Here is a 15481-nt window from a genome sequence, read left to right as displayed (position 1 = left end):
CAGGCCTCTCGATCGAGAACGGAAATCGACATGACAGCAGCAAAGATCGGTGGCGTCGTCGCAGCCGTACCTACCCCCTTCACCGAAAACAGAACCGTCGATGTGGATGCTTTCCTTGAACACGGCCGCTGGTGCCTGGCGGAAGGATGCGATCTTCTCAATGTGCTGGGAACGACGGGCGAGGCTAACGCGCTCTCCTCCGTGCAAAGAAGCGCGCTCATGGCCGCCGCCGCAAAGGGCCTCGACGGCGGCAGGATGATGGTGGGCACCGGAACGCCCGATCTTGAAACGACGATCGCCTTGACACGGCAGGCTTGCGAGCTGGGTTATGCCGCCGCGCTCGTCCTGCCGCCTTACTACTACAAGCCGGTCCAGGATGAGGGGCTTTTTGCCTGGTTCGCCGAAGTCATTCGAGAGACAGCCGAAACGCCTATCAGCCTGTATCTCTACAACTTCCCGCAGTTGACAGGCATCGAGTTCTCACCCGCCCTGGCAGCAAAACTCATCCAAATGTTTCCCGAGCGCATCCGCGGCGCAAAGGATAGTTCAGGCAATCTGGACTATGCCCGTAAGCTCGCACAAATTCCCGGCTTTGCCGTCTTCCCGAGCAACGAGGCAGCTCTTGCCGAGGCGGAAAAGGATAATTTCGCCGGCTGTATTTCGGCAACCATCAATATCGACCCGCAATCCTCGGCACGGCTATGGAAGAACCAGAGCGATCACGCGACTCTCGATAGAGTCGGAAACCTCAGGCAGGCGATCGCCGCTCACCCGCTCATTCCGGCGGTCAAATATCTCGTCGGCAAGCGGACGGGCCATGCGGTATGGGGCAATGTATTGCCACCGAACCTGAAAATCGCTGAAGCGGCAAGCCTGGACGCGCTGGACACGATCGCCGCCGAGTTGACGAGCGCAGGCTAAAGCATGTCGCGCAAAAGTGGGCAGCGGTTTTGCGCTAACGACATGCGTAAAAACAAAGACCGAAAGCGCGAGGAGCGAATCTGACAGATCGCGACGCGCTTTAGATACCCGACCTTCTCACCACCGAGAATAGTAGCTGCGGATTGCAGCCGACAGACTCCCGGCAAGCTGCCGTTCGCGCTGGAGGCGGGGCAAATCGGCCCTTGCCTGCTCGCGCAGTTCCCGCCGCGCTCCATCAAAATCGACAGTGGTCAAGCGACCGTCCCTCATGATCTCGCGCCCGCCGACGAATAGCCCCTTGGCCTGGGCTGATGTCATGCGGGTCAACAGCATCTCGGCCTCATCGATATCGTCAAACAAGCTGTCTGCCGTCAGGGCATCATAATCGATCACCACGAAATCCTGGCCGGCCGGTGCGTTGAGCACCTTGGCGCCGATGTGAATGGCGGCATCGAAAATCCGGTCGGCGGTGAACCGGCGATTGAGCTCGCGTCCGCCATGCAGCAGGTGGATAAGTCGCATTTCGCGCCAGAGATCCTGATCGTCGTCGAAACCTGACCCGTCGAGGCCAATGGCAAGAGCCGGCCCTTTCTCTGCCACGAGCGAAATCGGCGCAACGCCGGAGCGCAGACGCAGATTGGCCGAGGGATTGCTGACGAGCTGCACACCCCTTTCCGCCAGAAGCTCACATTCCGCCGGCTGCAACTGCACGCCATGGGCAACCGCCAGCCGCGACGACAGGAAACCGATCTCATCGAGGTAGCGGACGACACCCTGCGGAAAACGGCGATCCAGCCATTGTCGCTGCCGGGGGCTTTCCAGAAGATGCATGTGGATGCGCCGGCCGTTGACTCCAGATGCTTCGGCGATCGCCTCAAGCAGGGCGTTGGAACACCATTGTGGACCGACCGGCCCGTATTGAACATCGACCATCGGATTGGAATTTGCCGCCGCCACCGCGTCGACGGCGGCGATCTGTTCGGCGACCGGCGCATAGGCCGGGATGCTCGGCGACAGAGCCTGCCAGTCGTCCTCGCTCAGCAATGGCTTCAACTTCTCCGGCCCGCCGCCATAGGCCCAAGGGTCGAAATCGAGCAGCGGACAGGACAATCCTAGGCGAATGCCGACTTCCCCCGCGGCACGGATGACGGCGGCGGCTTCATCACCGAGCCGATTGATATTCAGCGAATTGTGGCAATGCATCGTCGCGCCCACACCGGTTTGCGCCAGGCGCGCGAACGCCACCAGCGCCTCCAGATAGGCATCGGTTCGCGGCCGCAGGCGCATGCCCGGAATCCAGACCTCAAGAGCTTCGTCGACGACGCCGAAGTCGAGCGTACGGATACCATATCCGTGGTCATGGGCGTTGACGGGTGACGGCATCACCAGATCGCCCGGGCCGAGCGCGGCAAGCACGCTTCGCGCAACCGGAAACCGTGCGGCGCCATCAAAACGTTCCGCAGGCTGATGGCCAGGGCGAAGCAGCAACTGGGCTGATGGGGTCATCTTCTTACCTCTGGATCACAGTCTGGATTTTGTCGCTGAACTTCTTCAGCTCGACGCTCATCGACTCGATCACCACCTCGGTTGCGTGGGTAAGCTGGCGATGACGCGGCACGACGATGCCGACCTGCAGATCGTGCAATCGCGAACCGGCAATCGGCAAAGCGACGACTTCTCCGGCCTCAAGCTCTTCCAGAAGGCCAAGCGGCGTGAAGAAGGCGACCCCCTCACCAGACAGGATCAGCGGCTTCAGCATCATCTGATTGTTGGTCGCCACCACCGTACGGCCGACACGGTTGAGCGCACCGAGCTCGACGGCGATCATCGAGCTCATGACCTCATTGTCGAGCTGCAGCAGCAGCTTGAACTGCGCGCATTCCTGCAGCGTGACGGATTTCTGCCGCGCCAGTGGATGATTACGCGATACCATCGCCATCAGCGGCATCGGAACGCCATAGACCAGCTTGATGTCATGCGGCCGGGCAAGATCGAAGGTGACGCCGATATCGGCGTCACCGTCGGCCAGGAAATGGAAAATGCTGGTGTAATTGTCGTAGCGAATACGAAAATCGACCGCCGGATGCCGCCGGTGGAAGCCCATGACGAATTCCGGCAGGAACTGGATGGCGAGACTATCGAGGGAGGCAATATGGACTCGGCCGGCGCACTTGCCCTGAAGGTCGCCGAGATCGGATTTCATGATCTCGTATTTCAGCAGCGTGTCCTTGGCATGCTTCAGCACGATCTCGCCGGCCGCCGTCAATCGCAGGCCGTCGGAGAAACGTTCAAACAGCGGTGCTCCAAGCTCGTCCTCCAGCTTCTTGATCTGCCGGCTGACGGCCGAGGTCGCCACATGCAGTTCGTCCGATGCCTTGCGGATCGACCCTGAACGCGCGACTTCAGCGAAATATTTCAAGATACTAGCGTGCATGAGAGCCCCTCGATATGCCGGAAGCTATACCATGCTCATCGTCCCCGCCAAACGGGCGCCCGTTTCTGCTGGAAGGCGGCGACGCCCTCCAGCGCATCCTCGCTTTGCAGCGCCTTGACCAGCGCCGGCGTCCGCAAGGCCTGTGCCTCTGCGGGGCTCAGATGGCCGGTCCGGTTCACCGTCTGCTTGATCGCGCGCAGCGACAGCGGCGCGCAGGCAACGATATCGGCAACCCAGCGATCGACGGCCGCATCCAGCTCGATCGCCGGAACCACCTCGTTGACAACCCCGAACCCCGCCATCTCGGCGGCGCCGAACTGCCGGCCGGTCAGCATGACGGCCATCGCCCGGTTGAAGGCGATCTTTCGTTGCAAGAGCACCATGCCGCCATCCAGCGGCATGCGCCCAACGCGGGCTTCCGGCAGGCCGAAACGAGCCGTTTCCGCGGCAATGACGATGTCGCAACCGAGCACCATCTCGAAGCCGCCACCGAGTGCAAAGCCGTTGACGCGGGCGATGACAGGCACATCGAGAGACCGGCGAAACGCCAGCCCGCCGAAGCCGTTCACCCGGCTCGCCGCCCAATAATCGAGGCCGGAGCTACCGCTCCCGCCCTTCAGATCGGCGCCGGCGCAAAAGGCTCTTTCCCCGGCTCCGGTCAGGACGACGCAGCTGATATCGTCTCGCGCTTCGATCTCGCGCCAGATCGTCTCCAGCTCCTGCTCCGTCGCGGCATCCACCGCATTCATGCGCTCGGGACGGTCCAGGGTGACGCGGGCGACACGATCTGCGACGGAAAACCCGACACTCATGCCGCATTTCCCTGCAGCCTGCCGAGAGAGCCGAGGATCTCGTCATTGTGCTGGCCGAGCTGCGGCGGCGAAATGCGCACCGCGACCTCAGCCGCCGACATGTCGATCGGCGAGCCGATGAGGCGGATCGGGCCGGCTGCCGTCTCGCCTGCCTCCAGGATCATCTTGTTGATGATCGTCTGCTCGTCCTTCAGCGCTTCCGGCAGGGAGCGGACAGGCGCGCAGAGGATGTCGACGTCCTCCAGGCGCTGCAGCCAATGCGCCGTGGTGTTTTTCGCGAAATTGTCGTGGAAGATCCTTTGTAGCTCCGGCCGCCGCGCCATCTGCGCGTCGAAATCCTTGTAATGCGGGTACTGCGACAGATCCTCGATCTCAAGCGCGTTGCAGATATCCTGAAGCGGGTTCTGCTTGAACGCGCCGACCATGACGATGGCACCGTCAGTGGTTTCGAACACGCCTGTCAGCGGGAAAGCACCCCAATTGAGATCCTTCTGGCGCATCAGATGGGTCGTACCTTCCTGCATCTGCATGGCGAGCATGGAGTTATAAAGGCTGACGGCGACCTGCTGGCCTTCGCCGGTCTTGTCGCGCTGCAGGAGCGCCAGGAGGATGCCCTGAACCAGATGCATGCCGGCGGAATAATCGGCAAGCGGCGTGGCATAGATCGAAGTCGGGTGGCTGCTGTCCGACTTGCGGCGCATGACGCCCGATACGGCCTGCGCCAGCACGTCCTGTCCACCCTTGTGCTGGTAGGGGCCGGTCAGGCCGAAGCCGGTGCCAACCGCATAAATCAGTTTCTTGTTGATCTTCTTCAGGTCCTCGAAGCCGAAGCCCATGCGCTCCATGACACCGGGACGGAAGTTGTTGACGACGACATCGGCCGTCTCGAGCAATGTGAGCACGGTTTCGCGCGCCTCAGGCTGCTTCAGGTCGAGTGCCAGGCTCTTCTTGTTGCGGTTCAACGAGCAGAAGACCGGGTTGTTCAGGCCATCCGGATCGGAGCCGAGCGACCAACGGGAGAGATCACCGATACGAAGCTTTTCGATCTTGATGACTTCGGCGCCATAATCGGCCAGCACCTGGGTGCAGGAGGGGCCGAGCATGACTTGAGTGAAATCGATGACGCGAATGCCGTCGAGGGGGAGAATGGTCATTCTGCGGCCTCCAGATAGGTAGCGTTTTCGGATGGTACGTCGCCGGGATCGGCCCCCTGCGCCCGCATCTGTTTCTGAATTGCCTTGATGTCGGCCTTGCGCACGGTCGTGCCGGCATTGAGTGCGACGACAGCGGCAACGCCTGCTGCCTCACCCATGGCCATGCAGGGCGGAATTTCGCGGCTGGATTTCTGCGCCTGCGGCGTTGCCGAGTAATGACGGCCAGCGACGATCAACTGATCGATCTCCTTCGGCAGCATTGCCCGGTAAGGCGTGTAGTAGTCGCGGCCACGGCAGACCGTGTCGGCGAAGTGCCGCCGGCTCATGACATCGTCCTTCGTCACGACATAGTCGCCTTCCAGCTGCCGTGTCTGGCGCACGCCGGTCTGCGGCGCGAAATCGACGACATAGGCATTTTCGAAGCCCGGCATTTTCTCTCGCGCGAAGTCCAGCAGTCGAGCGATACGCGCGCGGCCTTCCAATTCTGCCCGCGTCAAGTCCTCGACCTTGAGGCCGCTCAGCTTCGGCATATGCGGGCAGTTGAGCCAGACGACGCCCGGCAGTGGCGTCTTCAGCCACCAGAAAGACCAGCAACCGCCGATGAGACGCTTGGCTTCGTGATCCACCAGCTTGAAGGCTTCCGGATCTTCACGCTCGAACCGCTCGGCCGCATCCGTGTCGATACCGCCCCAACGCGAAACCGTCGTCAGGATAAAATTGGATTCGATATGCGAGGCACCGGCACTGGCGGCGACATCAAGATCGCCCGTGGTATCGATGACCACATCACCTAGGATTGCTTCCATGCCCGCCTTGGTCTGGCAGATCACACCCTTGATCGTCCTGTCCTCGACGATCGCGGAGGAGAACCAGCTATGGGTTCTGAGCTTGACGCCAGCAAGAGCCAGAATGTCGTAGGAGGCACGCTTGAAGGCGTCGGGGTCGAAGGCTGCGGAAAAGCATATCGGATGCGGCATGGACGGCGTGTGAAAGTCGAACAGTCCCCAGCGCGCCCAGCGCTGCCAGGCTTCCGGCGTATCGCGGAATTCGATCAGGCGGTCGCGGTCGGTCGGCGTGACGCACAGACCCCAGAGCTTCATGCGCTCGATCATTTCCATGCAGATGCCGCGCACGGTGATTTCGAGCTCGTTGATCATATCGTCGAGCACGAGCACCATGCCGCCGGCAGCAAGACCGCCGACATAGGGATAGCGCTCCAGCAATGTCACGCTCGCACCGTTGCGGGCCGCCGACACTGCCGCCGAGATCCCGGCTGGGCCGCCACCGACCACGACGACGTCGGAGCGATCGACCACTTTGATGTCGCGCGCAGGCTGATGGATTGTCTCAATCATTGTCGTTTTCTCCTGGTTGCGCGTGCTCAATGCGATCCGGCCGGCTTCCAGCGCACGACCTTCGTCTCGACGACCGAGACCAGGGCGAAGAGGACCACCGCCAGAAGGGCTGCGATCACAACGGTCGCGTAGAGAAGCGGCGAGCGGAAATTATAGGTGGCCTCGATGATCAGGGCGCCGAGACCGAAACTCGAACCGATCCATTCTGCGACGATCGCCCCCATGACGCTGCTGGTTGCGGCGATCTTCAAGGCGGCGAACAGGAAGGGCAACGAGCTCGGAAACCGCACTTTCCAGAGGATCTCCGAATTGGTGGCGGACAGAACCCGCATCAGGTCGAGCATGGCGGGACTTGCCGCCCGCAGCCCCTGGACCATGTTGACCAGCGTCGGAAAGAAGCAGATCAGACCGGCGATGATGATCTTTGGCGCCAGTCCATTGCCGAAGATCAACACGAGGATCGGCGCAAGTGCGATGATCGGGATCGCCTTGATGAAGACGGCGATCGGGTAAAATGCCTTTTCCGCCGTCGTGCTATGCACGAACCAGACAGCCAGCAGGATGGCGACGAGGTTTCCGAACAGAAAGCCGAGGGTGGCTTCGAGCAGCGTCGGCAGGAAATTCCGCCACAGCGTTGCGGCATTGTCGCGAAAGGCGAGCACGACGTCGGCCGGGCTCGGCGCCATGAAGGTCGGGATCTTGAAGATCCAGATCACCACTTGCCAGAGCACGACGAGGCCGAGTCCAGCCAGGATCGCCGGCAGATTTCTCGACAGGGTGCCTATGGTGGCGTCGAGGATCGCGACCTTGCGCGGGGTGGATGCTGGCGCGGAACGCGCTTCGGAAGAGACCACGTTGCTCATAGGCATTCCTCCAGCAGAGCGCGCAGATGCGCCGTCACCTGAATGAATTCCACCGTGTCTCTCATGGCGAGCGAACGCGGATAGGGAAGGTCGACCTTCATGAACTCCTTCACACGGCCGGGATGCGCCTGAAGCATCAGCACATGCTGGCCAAGGAAGGCTGCTTCGGGGATGGAGTGAGTGACAAAGAGGATCGTCGTGCCCGTCTCCTGCCAGAGCCGCAGCAATTCCTCGTTCAGCTTGTCGCGGGTGATTTCGTCGAGCGCGCCGAACGGCTCGTCCATTAGCAGGATGCGCGGCCGCGTGACCAGCGCCCGCGCGATGGCGACGCGCTGGCGCATACCGCCGGAAAGCTCATGCGGCAGGGCAGTCTCACGTCCCTTGAGCCCGACCATCGCCAGCAGCTCCGCCGGGTCTGCAAAGGAGCCTGCCGCATGCTTGCCGACCTCGATCGGCAGGCGGACATTGTCGATGACGCTGCGCCAGGGCAACAGAGTGGCGTCCTGGAACACGAAGGCGAAATCGCGTCCTTCTCGTGCCTCGCGTGGCGAGCGCCCGAGCACCGAGATCGAACCGCCGCTGATATGCACGAGATCGGCGATACAGCGCAGCAGGGTCGATTTTCCGCAACCCGAAGGGCCAAGCATCGTCACGAACGCCCCCTCGGGAATGTTCACCGACACATTGGAAAGAGCAGCAATCTGATTGTCCTTGTCACCGAAGTGGACATCCAGATTGGCGACGGATACGGCGAGCGGCGGTACGTTTGATAACGCATCGGGCCGTTTGACGGTGGCGGCGGCAGTCATGGCCGTTCACCCGACCTGCTTGCGGATATCGGCCGTCGCATCGAGTATGGCGAAGCTCGCGACGTCATCGACGTTCGGAACCGTCCCGGTGAACTGCTTGAGGTCGGCATAGGCCTTGATCTGGGCTGCCCAGTTTTCCCTGTTCATCGCCCCCCAGCCGAATTGCTTGGTGGTGTCGCCGAAGGAGAATTTGGCAATCGGACCGACGGCTTTGTGTTCGCTTGCCTTATCAAGGTTGGGATAGGTCTCGACCAGCATGTCGACCGCCTCTTCCGGATGGTCGCGGACATAGCCCCAGCCCTTTGCGGCTGCCGTGGTGAAGCGCACCAGCACGTCGGCATGTTTGTCGAGCTGTTCGTCGGTGGTGTAGTAGACATTGGCATAGAGCTGCAGCCCAGCGTCCCAGAGCATCATGTCGACGCGGTCGTCACCCAGGACCGAAAGGGCATTGGTGTTGGTGATCCAGCCGGTGACGGCGTCGGCCTGACCGGTCAAAAGCTGGTTCATGTCCGAGCCCATATTGACCATCGTCACCTGATCCTCGGCGATGCCGTTCTTGGCGAGCAAGGCGCGAAGCAGGATAAAAGCCGTCGGCTGCGTGGCGATCGTCTTGCCGATCATGTCCTTCGGCTCGCGGATCGGCGCTTTCTTCAGCGAAAAATAGGTGAAGGGATGTTTCTGATAGCCGGCGAGGAAGGCTTTGACGGGGATGCCGGCGGAGCGCGCCAGCATCACCGACGGGCTAGAAGAGATTTGGCCAAGCGTCGATTGCCCCGCCGCGACACCGGCGACGCCATCGACATTCGGGCCGCCGGGAACGATTTTCAGCTCGACGCCCTGCTCCTTGAAGAAACCCTTCTTCTGCGCAACGACTTCACCGATCACGCCGTTGGAGACCAGCCAGCCCAGTTGCATTTTCACCTGGGCGACGTCTTGGGCAAGGCCGGCACGCACGCCGATCAGGGTCTGTGCTGCGGCCAAGCCGCCCACCGTTGCGACATTGGATATGAAGCGACGGCGGTTCATCATGAAATGAGACATAATAGTTCCCCTATTTGTTCCCCCGGTCCGACTTTATCGTCGTGTACCGAAGCTCATTTGCCGAGTGCCCGGGGAGGATGGGGAATTTTGGCGTTCTAATAAAGAACAATTATTCGCTAGATGAATTGCCAAAAAGGCAACACCGCCGGATAGAACCTGCGGCGACACTGCCGATCGAAGCTGAGAACGCTGTTCGGCTTGGGGGTATCAGACATCACGGCTGTACTGGGTTGTGCTAATGAATCCGATAATTAAGTAAACGACAAGCTATTGATGTTGCATCGAAACATTTGTTTCGCGGCGGCGATGCGCAACCACGGGATCATACATTGGCGGACTGCTTTGCGCTTTCCAGGACGAAATCATTGAATAGTTCACTGACGAATCCGGCAACTGAGCACGAGAGTATCCATGAAGGAACATTGTCGACCTAAACCCGGCTCGGAGCCGCCGAATGCTCCCTGTGCGACAGCTGACGCGTGACGACGAAGACCAGCAGGGCTCCGGCAGCAAGGCAGGCGGCCAGGAAGAACATCGGCGCGATCGTGCTGCCGCTCGCTTCCTTGATCCAGGGCACGACGTTCTGGGCGACGAAGCCGCCGAGATTTCCGACCGAATTGATGGCGGCAAGGCCCGCCGCAGCCCCCGCGCCCTTGAGGAAGCGGGAGGGCAGGCTCCAGAATACCGGTTGGGGCGCGAAGATCCCGGCAGCGGCGACGCAGAGAAAGGCGAATTGCAAAGTGTGGTTCGGGATCAGCGCCGAGAGCAGCAGGCAGGCGGCACCGATGAAGGCCGGAATGACGATATAAGGCGTCTTCGATTGCGCCTTGTCGGCCATGGCGGGAACGACGTAGAGCGCGATCGCGACCAGCACCCAGGGAATGATGTTGAGGAAACCGTTCACAGTGTTGCTGACGCCGAAAGCCTTGACGATCGTCGGCAGCCAATAGCTGAGGCCATAGGCCGAAAGCGGAAAGGCGATATAGCAGAGCGCCATCAGCAGCACGCGCGGGTCGATGAGCGCCTTGAAGCCGTTTCCGGCATTCTCGCCCATGCCAGCATTTTCGGAAGTGAGCCTTCGTTCGAGCCACTGCTTCTCCTCGCCGCTCAGGAAGCTTGCATTTTCAGGCCGGCCGGGAAGATAGAAGAAGGTGACGATGCCGGCGATCACAGCCGGAACGCCCGTCGCCAGAAAGACCCACTCCCAGCCGGCAAAGCCGTAGAGACCGTCGAGATCGAGCAGCACGCCGCCGAGCGGCGCACCGACGGCATTGGCGATGGCGCTGAAGATCATGAACAGCCCGACCATCCTGCCGCGATAAACCGAAGGGAACCACAGCGTCAGCAGATAGAGGACGCCGGGAAAGAAGCCGGCTTCGCAGACGCCGAGGAGAAAGCGCAGGATATAGAACATCGTCGCGTTCTGCGTGAAGGCGAGCGCGATGGTGACGATGCCCCAAGAGACCAGGATGCGTGCGAACCAGACACGGGCGCCGAGCCTGTCAAGGAAGAGGTTACTCGGCACCTCGAAGAGAAAATAGCCGATGAAGAAGAGCGAAGCGCCGAGGCCGTAGGCATATTCGCTCATTCCGAGGGCATCGACCATCTGCAGCTTGGCGAAGCTGACGTTCTGTCGATCGATATAGGCGATGAGATAAAGGATGCCGAGAAACGGCATCAGCTTCCAGGTGATTTTCGAAATCAGCCGCTTCTCGTCGACCATAAGTATTCTCCGGTATGACCATGCTTCGGGATCGGATAAATAGGGCGGCCAGCCGATATTCAATTGTGCGCGGCATTTTCTCGCAGCCGCAACCCTGATGATGTGACCGTACCCGAGGCCAGGTACGGTCTCTTTGATCATTCAGCAGCGGCGACAGCGGCGCGGCGGCCGATCGTTGCCTGGGTCAGCACGAAGGCTGCGAAGGCGCAGAGCGCGATGCCGGCGGCCATCGGAACGGCTGTGCCGTCGAAGAAGACGCTCGATATGACCATGGCGACGGCGGCGATCACGAAGTGCAGCGTGCCCATCAGCGACGAGGCAGTACCGGCGATCTCGCCGTGATCCTCGAGCGCAAGCACAGCGCTCGTCGGGATGACGAGGCCGAGGAAGCCGTAGCCGATGAACAGGAAGGTCGCCAGGACAGGCAGCTGGTTGAAGCCCGCAGCCATCACCACCGCCATCACGACCATGGCAAGGGCAAAAGCGCTGACCGCAATCCGCATGACGCGCACGAGGCCGAAACGCTCGCCGAGCCAGCCCGTCGCCTGCGACACCGCGAAGAAGGACACGGCATTGATCGAGAAAGCGAAACTGTATTGCGTCGGCGTCAGCCCGTAATGCTGGATCAGCACGAAGGGCGAGTTGGCGAGATAGACCAGGAAGCTGGAAATGCCGAGGCCACCGATGAAGGTCAGCGTCAGGAAGTTGCGGTCGGCAAGCAGCAGGCGGTAGGCCGCCATGGCGCTCTTCAGGCCGCTGCCGCTGCGTTCGGCCGGTGAACGGGTTTCGTCAAGCTGGGTGGCGAGCAGGACGAGGCCGATAAAGGCGGCGATCGTCACGGCCCAGAATACGCCGCGCCAGCCGTAGAACTCGATGACGGCGCTGCCCGTCAGCGGCGCCAGGATCGGCGAGATCGAGAAGACCAGCATCAACAGCGACATCAGGCGGGCGGCCTGCACGCCGGTATGCATGTCGCGGACGATGGCGCGCGGAATGACCATGCCGGCGGCACCGCCGATACCCTGAACGAAACGGAAGGCAATCAGCGTTTCGATATCGGTCGCCAGCGCGCAGCCGATCGAGGCGACGGAAAAGAGGCCGATGCCGAGATAGAGCGGCAGCTTGCGCCCCCACATATCCGACAGCGGACCATAGACCAGCTGGGCGAGCGCAAAGGAGATGAAGAAGGCCAGAAGGGTGAGCTGGGTGACGTTGTTATCGGCATGCAGGTCCTGGCCGATGGACGGCAGCGCAGGCAGATACATGTCGATGGCAAAGGGCCCGATGGCCGACAGAAGGCCGAGAATGAGGGCAATGCGAAAGAAGGGAGCCGTCATAATGGTGATCTTTCATAAAAGCGCGGCGGAGGTACCGGATCGTCGCTCCGCCACATTGCTCTCAGGGTGAATGATGATCGTTCGCGCGAAGACGAAGTTGGGAGCTCATATCTCCTGCGGCGAAACCAAGAGTGTCAATAAATTTGGACACAGATGTAAAATTAGACGCCATTGTCTAAAACGTCAAGACGTCATATCTTCGCTCTCATGAAAGATCGCATGACACCGGCAGCCCGGATGACGGGGCATACGCAGCGCGGACAATGCGCCAAGCGCATGTCGATCCTTGATTCCGCGGCCGACGTATTCTGCCGCCAGGGTTTTGCCGGCGCCAGTATCGACGAGATCGCCGCAGTCGCCTGCGTCTCGCGCCAGACGATCTACAATCACTACCGCGAGAAGGAAACGCTGTTCGTCGCCGTCGTCGAAGACGTCATGAACCGCGCCAACGCCATGCTGTTCTCGGTGCTTTCGACCTTTCCTGAACGCGCCGACGATCTGGAGGACGAGCTGACGGCCTTCGCGGTGCGCCTCAATAAGAACTGCATCTGCAACCACGACGGAAAATTCCTGCGCAAGCTGGTGCAGACCGAGGGCGAGCGATATCCGCACCTCTTCGAAAGCTGGCGGCAGCAAGGGCCGGGCAAGCTGATCACCGCACTGTCAGCACTTTTCGCGCGGCTTGCCCATAAGGGGGCGCTCGTCATCGATGATTTCGACGTCGCGGCCCGGCAATTCGTGGCACTCGGCAATGCCGACCTGCAGATGATGATCCTTCTCGGCGCCACACCCACCGATGAAGAACTGGAAAAGGCGGCGCGCAACGCGGTCCGTACCTTTCTCAAGGCCTATGGCAGGCCGGAGGCGGAACAGGCCGGCCATCCGCCGCAACTCGCAGCCATCTCAGGCTGAGCAGGCCCTTCCGATCAAGCCCTCCGATCAGGCAAAGACCGTCATTTGTGAGGGTACGACCGCGAACATGCCGACACGGCGCGCGGCAAGATATTTCACCAGCTGTTCGACAACCGAAGGCATGACCGGCTTCTGGACCACGCCGACCGCGCCCTTGACGCCGTCAGCCACCACTTCGGGATTGCCGGTCATGAAGACGACGGCAATGCCATGTTCCTGCGCCAGCCGCCGGCCGATCTCAGGCCCTGTCGGGCCGTCGGCGAGATTGACGTCGACAAAAGCAATATCGGCAAGCGGCGCTAGCCGCAGCGCCTGTTCGCGATCATTCGCAAGGCCCGCAACCTGCATCCCCATGCCTTCCACCGTCGCCTCGAGATCGAGGGCGATCAGGAATTCATCTTCGACGATCAATACTCTCTGTTTCATGAGATCATCTCGTTGCCAGCGCCGCACGACATTGGTGGCCATGATACGTCCCCTTGGTTACGCATAACTCGAAAGAGGGATCCGCTCCGGCAGCTATCCCGACGCGAAACTCATGGCAGTAACGGGCAAGTCGACGATATGTTCCGCGGTGGAACGCCGTTTCTTGTATTTAAGATATTGTTAACGTTGACAAATTCTTAAGAATAAAGAACATGAAGAAAAAAGGCGGCACCCGATCGTGCTCAGTCTCGACTGCGCGCCTTCTGGATGGGGACGCGATAAGGCGGTATTAGCCATCCGGTGAGCTTGAAGATGAGGATCAGGTTGAGAAGCAAATTTGTCATTTTAACCGCCGTCGTCGTCAGCTTGCTCGCTTACACGAAATTGATGGCCAGGATCGGCGCAGGCTCACCACCTCCAGATGCGCCGTTGGAGCAACAGGCTGACCTCATTCGCGTTTATAAAGCCGAACGTCGCATGGTCCTCCTCAAAGGGGATACCCCCATCTCAACATACCGGATTTCTCTTGGGCAGGCTGCCGATGAGGGTCCCAAGCAACGAGAAGGTGACGAGAAAACACCTGAAGGGCGCTATGAAATAGACTGGCGAAATCCCAAGTCCATGGCGCATCTGAGCCTGCACATTTCATATCCAGGCTCTGATGATCGGCGCAACGCTGACGCCGGTGGCTTTCCTCCCGGCGGCAATATCATGATCCACGGGCTTCCCAATGGCTGGGGCTTATTCGGAAACGCCCATCAACTGTGGGATTGGACGGATGGGTGTATCGCGGTCACCAACTCAGAGATGCGCGATATTTGGGCCCGCGTCCCCAATCATACGCCCATAGACATCATGCCCTGAACTGTTGCGACGAACGCATTGCATCCCTGTGTTCAGAGCCGATAATCCCAGGACCGACAAGATCGATCAGCCCTTGACCTTCATCACCAGGACCGGTTTGCCGCGGTAGTCGGCCGGAAACAGCGACTTCAGGTTTTCGATTTTCGGCAGGTCGTTGTAGACGATATAGGGATAGGTCGGATTGAGCGTCAGGAAATCCTGATGATAGGCTTCGGCCGGATAGAAACCTGTCGTTTCGGATACTTTGGTGACGATCGGCTGCGGGAAGGCATGCGCCTTGTCGAGCTGGCTGATATAATTCTCGGCGACCTTGCGCTGCTCGGGATCGGCAACGAACAGCGCTGAACGGTACTGCGTTCCCCGGTCCGGACCCTGGAAATTCAGCTGCGTCGGGTTGTGCGCCACCGAGAAGAAGATCTGCAGCAACTTGCCGTAGCTCACCTGTTTCGGATCGAACGTCACCTGCACGGCTTCGGCGTGACCCGTCGAGCCGGTGCTGACGGTTTCATACTGCGCCGTTTTGGCGTCGCCGCCGGCATAACCGGAGACGGCGCTCTTCACACCCTTCACGTGCTGGAAGACGCCCTGGACACCCCAGAAACAGCCGCCGGCGAAAATGGCGGTCTCGGTGCCTGTGCTGGCCACCTCATCAACGGCCGGCGGCGGGATGACGACGGCATCCTCGGCCGCGTCCGCGGCACACACGCCGAGCGAGAATAGAGTGGCAGCAAGGAGCGCGACAAGGCTCCTGCGGTGGGAAGACGTGGACATGGCGCTACCTCCTGCGACGGCCCAAATACTTGCTCATCCTTGTAGATGCCGCAAATCAC

The 15481-nt window shown here is 60.7% G+C and carries 15 protein-coding genes; 3 read left to right on the top strand and 12 right to left on the bottom strand.

Annotated elements, in window-relative coordinates:
• Positions 1-30: 30 nt before the first annotated feature.
• A complete protein-coding gene (locus GR198_RS02850) occupies positions 31-921 on the top strand; it encodes a dihydrodipicolinate synthase family protein (protein ID WP_029872128.1) in 891 nt (296 codons plus the stop codon).
• A 117-nt stretch (positions 922-1038) separates the two neighbouring features.
• Here GR198_RS02850 and GR198_RS02845 read toward each other — a convergent pair whose 3' ends face one another.
• From GR198_RS02845 to GR198_RS02800, 10 genes are all read right to left on the bottom strand, one after another.
• Positions 1039-2427: an amidohydrolase family protein gene (locus tag GR198_RS02845; protein WP_029872127.1), complete on the bottom strand. Its 1389-nt coding sequence runs from the start codon at positions 2425-2427 to the stop codon at positions 1039-1041.
• A 4-nt stretch (positions 2428-2431) separates the two neighbouring features.
• Positions 2432-3355 carry a LysR family transcriptional regulator gene (locus GR198_RS02840; protein WP_003548341.1) on the bottom strand — a complete coding sequence of 308 codons (924 nt, stop codon included), beginning with the start codon at positions 3353-3355 and terminating at the stop codon, positions 2432-2434.
• 35 nt (positions 3356-3390) lie between these two features.
• Complete coding sequence (locus GR198_RS02835) at positions 3391-4167, bottom strand: enoyl-CoA hydratase-related protein (RefSeq protein ID WP_029872126.1); 777 nt, start codon at positions 4165-4167, stop codon at positions 3391-3393.
• Positions 4164-5321 (bottom strand): CaiB/BaiF CoA transferase family protein, encoded by a 1158-nt coding sequence (locus GR198_RS02830; RefSeq protein WP_029872125.1) that lies wholly within the window; start codon positions 5319-5321, stop codon positions 4164-4166. Before GR198_RS02830 ends, GR198_RS02835 begins: the two co-directional genes overlap by 4 nt.
• The gene (locus tag GR198_RS02825; RefSeq protein ID WP_029872124.1) at positions 5318-6676 is read right to left on the bottom strand and encodes an FAD-dependent oxidoreductase; all 1359 of its coding nucleotides are present in this window, start codon (positions 6674-6676) and stop codon (positions 5318-5320) included. The genes GR198_RS02830 and GR198_RS02825 overlap by 4 nt, the downstream gene beginning before the upstream one ends.
• 26 nt (positions 6677-6702) lie before the next feature.
• Positions 6703-7539 (bottom strand): ABC transporter permease, encoded by an 837-nt coding sequence (locus tag GR198_RS02820; protein WP_003548333.1) that lies wholly within the window; start codon positions 7537-7539, stop codon positions 6703-6705.
• Positions 7536-8348: an ABC transporter ATP-binding protein gene (locus GR198_RS02815; RefSeq protein WP_164050613.1), complete on the bottom strand. Its 813-nt coding sequence runs from the start codon at positions 8346-8348 to the stop codon at positions 7536-7538. Before GR198_RS02815 ends, GR198_RS02820 begins: the two co-directional genes overlap by 4 nt.
• 6 nt (positions 8349-8354) lie before the next feature.
• Entirely contained in the window at positions 8355-9389 is a 1035-nt protein-coding gene (locus tag GR198_RS02810; protein ID WP_029872122.1) for an ABC transporter substrate-binding protein, read from the bottom strand.
• A gap of 430 nt (positions 9390-9819) precedes the next feature.
• A complete protein-coding gene (locus GR198_RS02805) occupies positions 9820-11112 on the bottom strand; it encodes an MFS transporter (RefSeq protein WP_029872121.1) in 1293 nt (430 codons plus the stop codon).
• A 137-nt stretch (positions 11113-11249) separates the two neighbouring features.
• Positions 11250-12449, bottom strand: coding sequence for a multidrug effflux MFS transporter (locus GR198_RS02800; protein WP_029872120.1), 1200 nt, complete (start codon positions 12447-12449; stop codon positions 11250-11252).
• Between the two features lie 171 nt (positions 12450-12620).
• Here GR198_RS02800 and GR198_RS02795 point away from each other — a divergent pair, with 171 nt between their 5' ends.
• A complete protein-coding gene (locus GR198_RS02795; RefSeq protein WP_029872119.1) occupies positions 12621-13361 on the top strand; it encodes a TetR/AcrR family transcriptional regulator in 741 nt (246 codons plus the stop codon).
• Between the two features lie 27 nt (positions 13362-13388).
• Here the strand turns inward: GR198_RS02795 and GR198_RS02790 are convergent, their stop codons facing one another.
• The gene (locus GR198_RS02790) at positions 13389-13829 is read right to left on the bottom strand and encodes a response regulator (protein ID WP_026265589.1); all 441 of its coding nucleotides are present in this window, start codon (positions 13827-13829) and stop codon (positions 13389-13391) included.
• A 282-nt stretch (positions 13830-14111) separates the two neighbouring features.
• Here GR198_RS02790 and GR198_RS02785 point away from each other — a divergent pair, with 282 nt between their 5' ends.
• Positions 14112-14651 carry a L,D-transpeptidase family protein gene (locus GR198_RS02785; protein ID WP_029872118.1) on the top strand — a complete coding sequence of 180 codons (540 nt, stop codon included), beginning with the start codon at positions 14112-14114 and terminating at the stop codon, positions 14649-14651.
• 66 nt (positions 14652-14717) lie between these two features.
• On the opposite strand, the gene msrA is transcribed toward GR198_RS02785, so the two are convergent.
• Positions 14718-15422: a peptide-methionine (S)-S-oxide reductase MsrA gene (gene msrA / locus GR198_RS02780; protein WP_029872117.1), complete on the bottom strand. Its 705-nt coding sequence runs from the start codon at positions 15420-15422 to the stop codon at positions 14718-14720.
• Positions 15423-15481 lie beyond the last annotated feature (59 nt).

It is taken from the genome of Rhizobium leguminosarum (genome assembly GCF_010668065.1).
In the GTDB taxonomy this organism is placed as follows: Bacteria; Pseudomonadota; Alphaproteobacteria; order Rhizobiales; family Rhizobiaceae; genus Rhizobium; species Rhizobium leguminosarum_S.
Note: the sequence above shows the minus strand (reverse complement) of the source record. Positions and strands in the feature narration are given on the sequence as shown.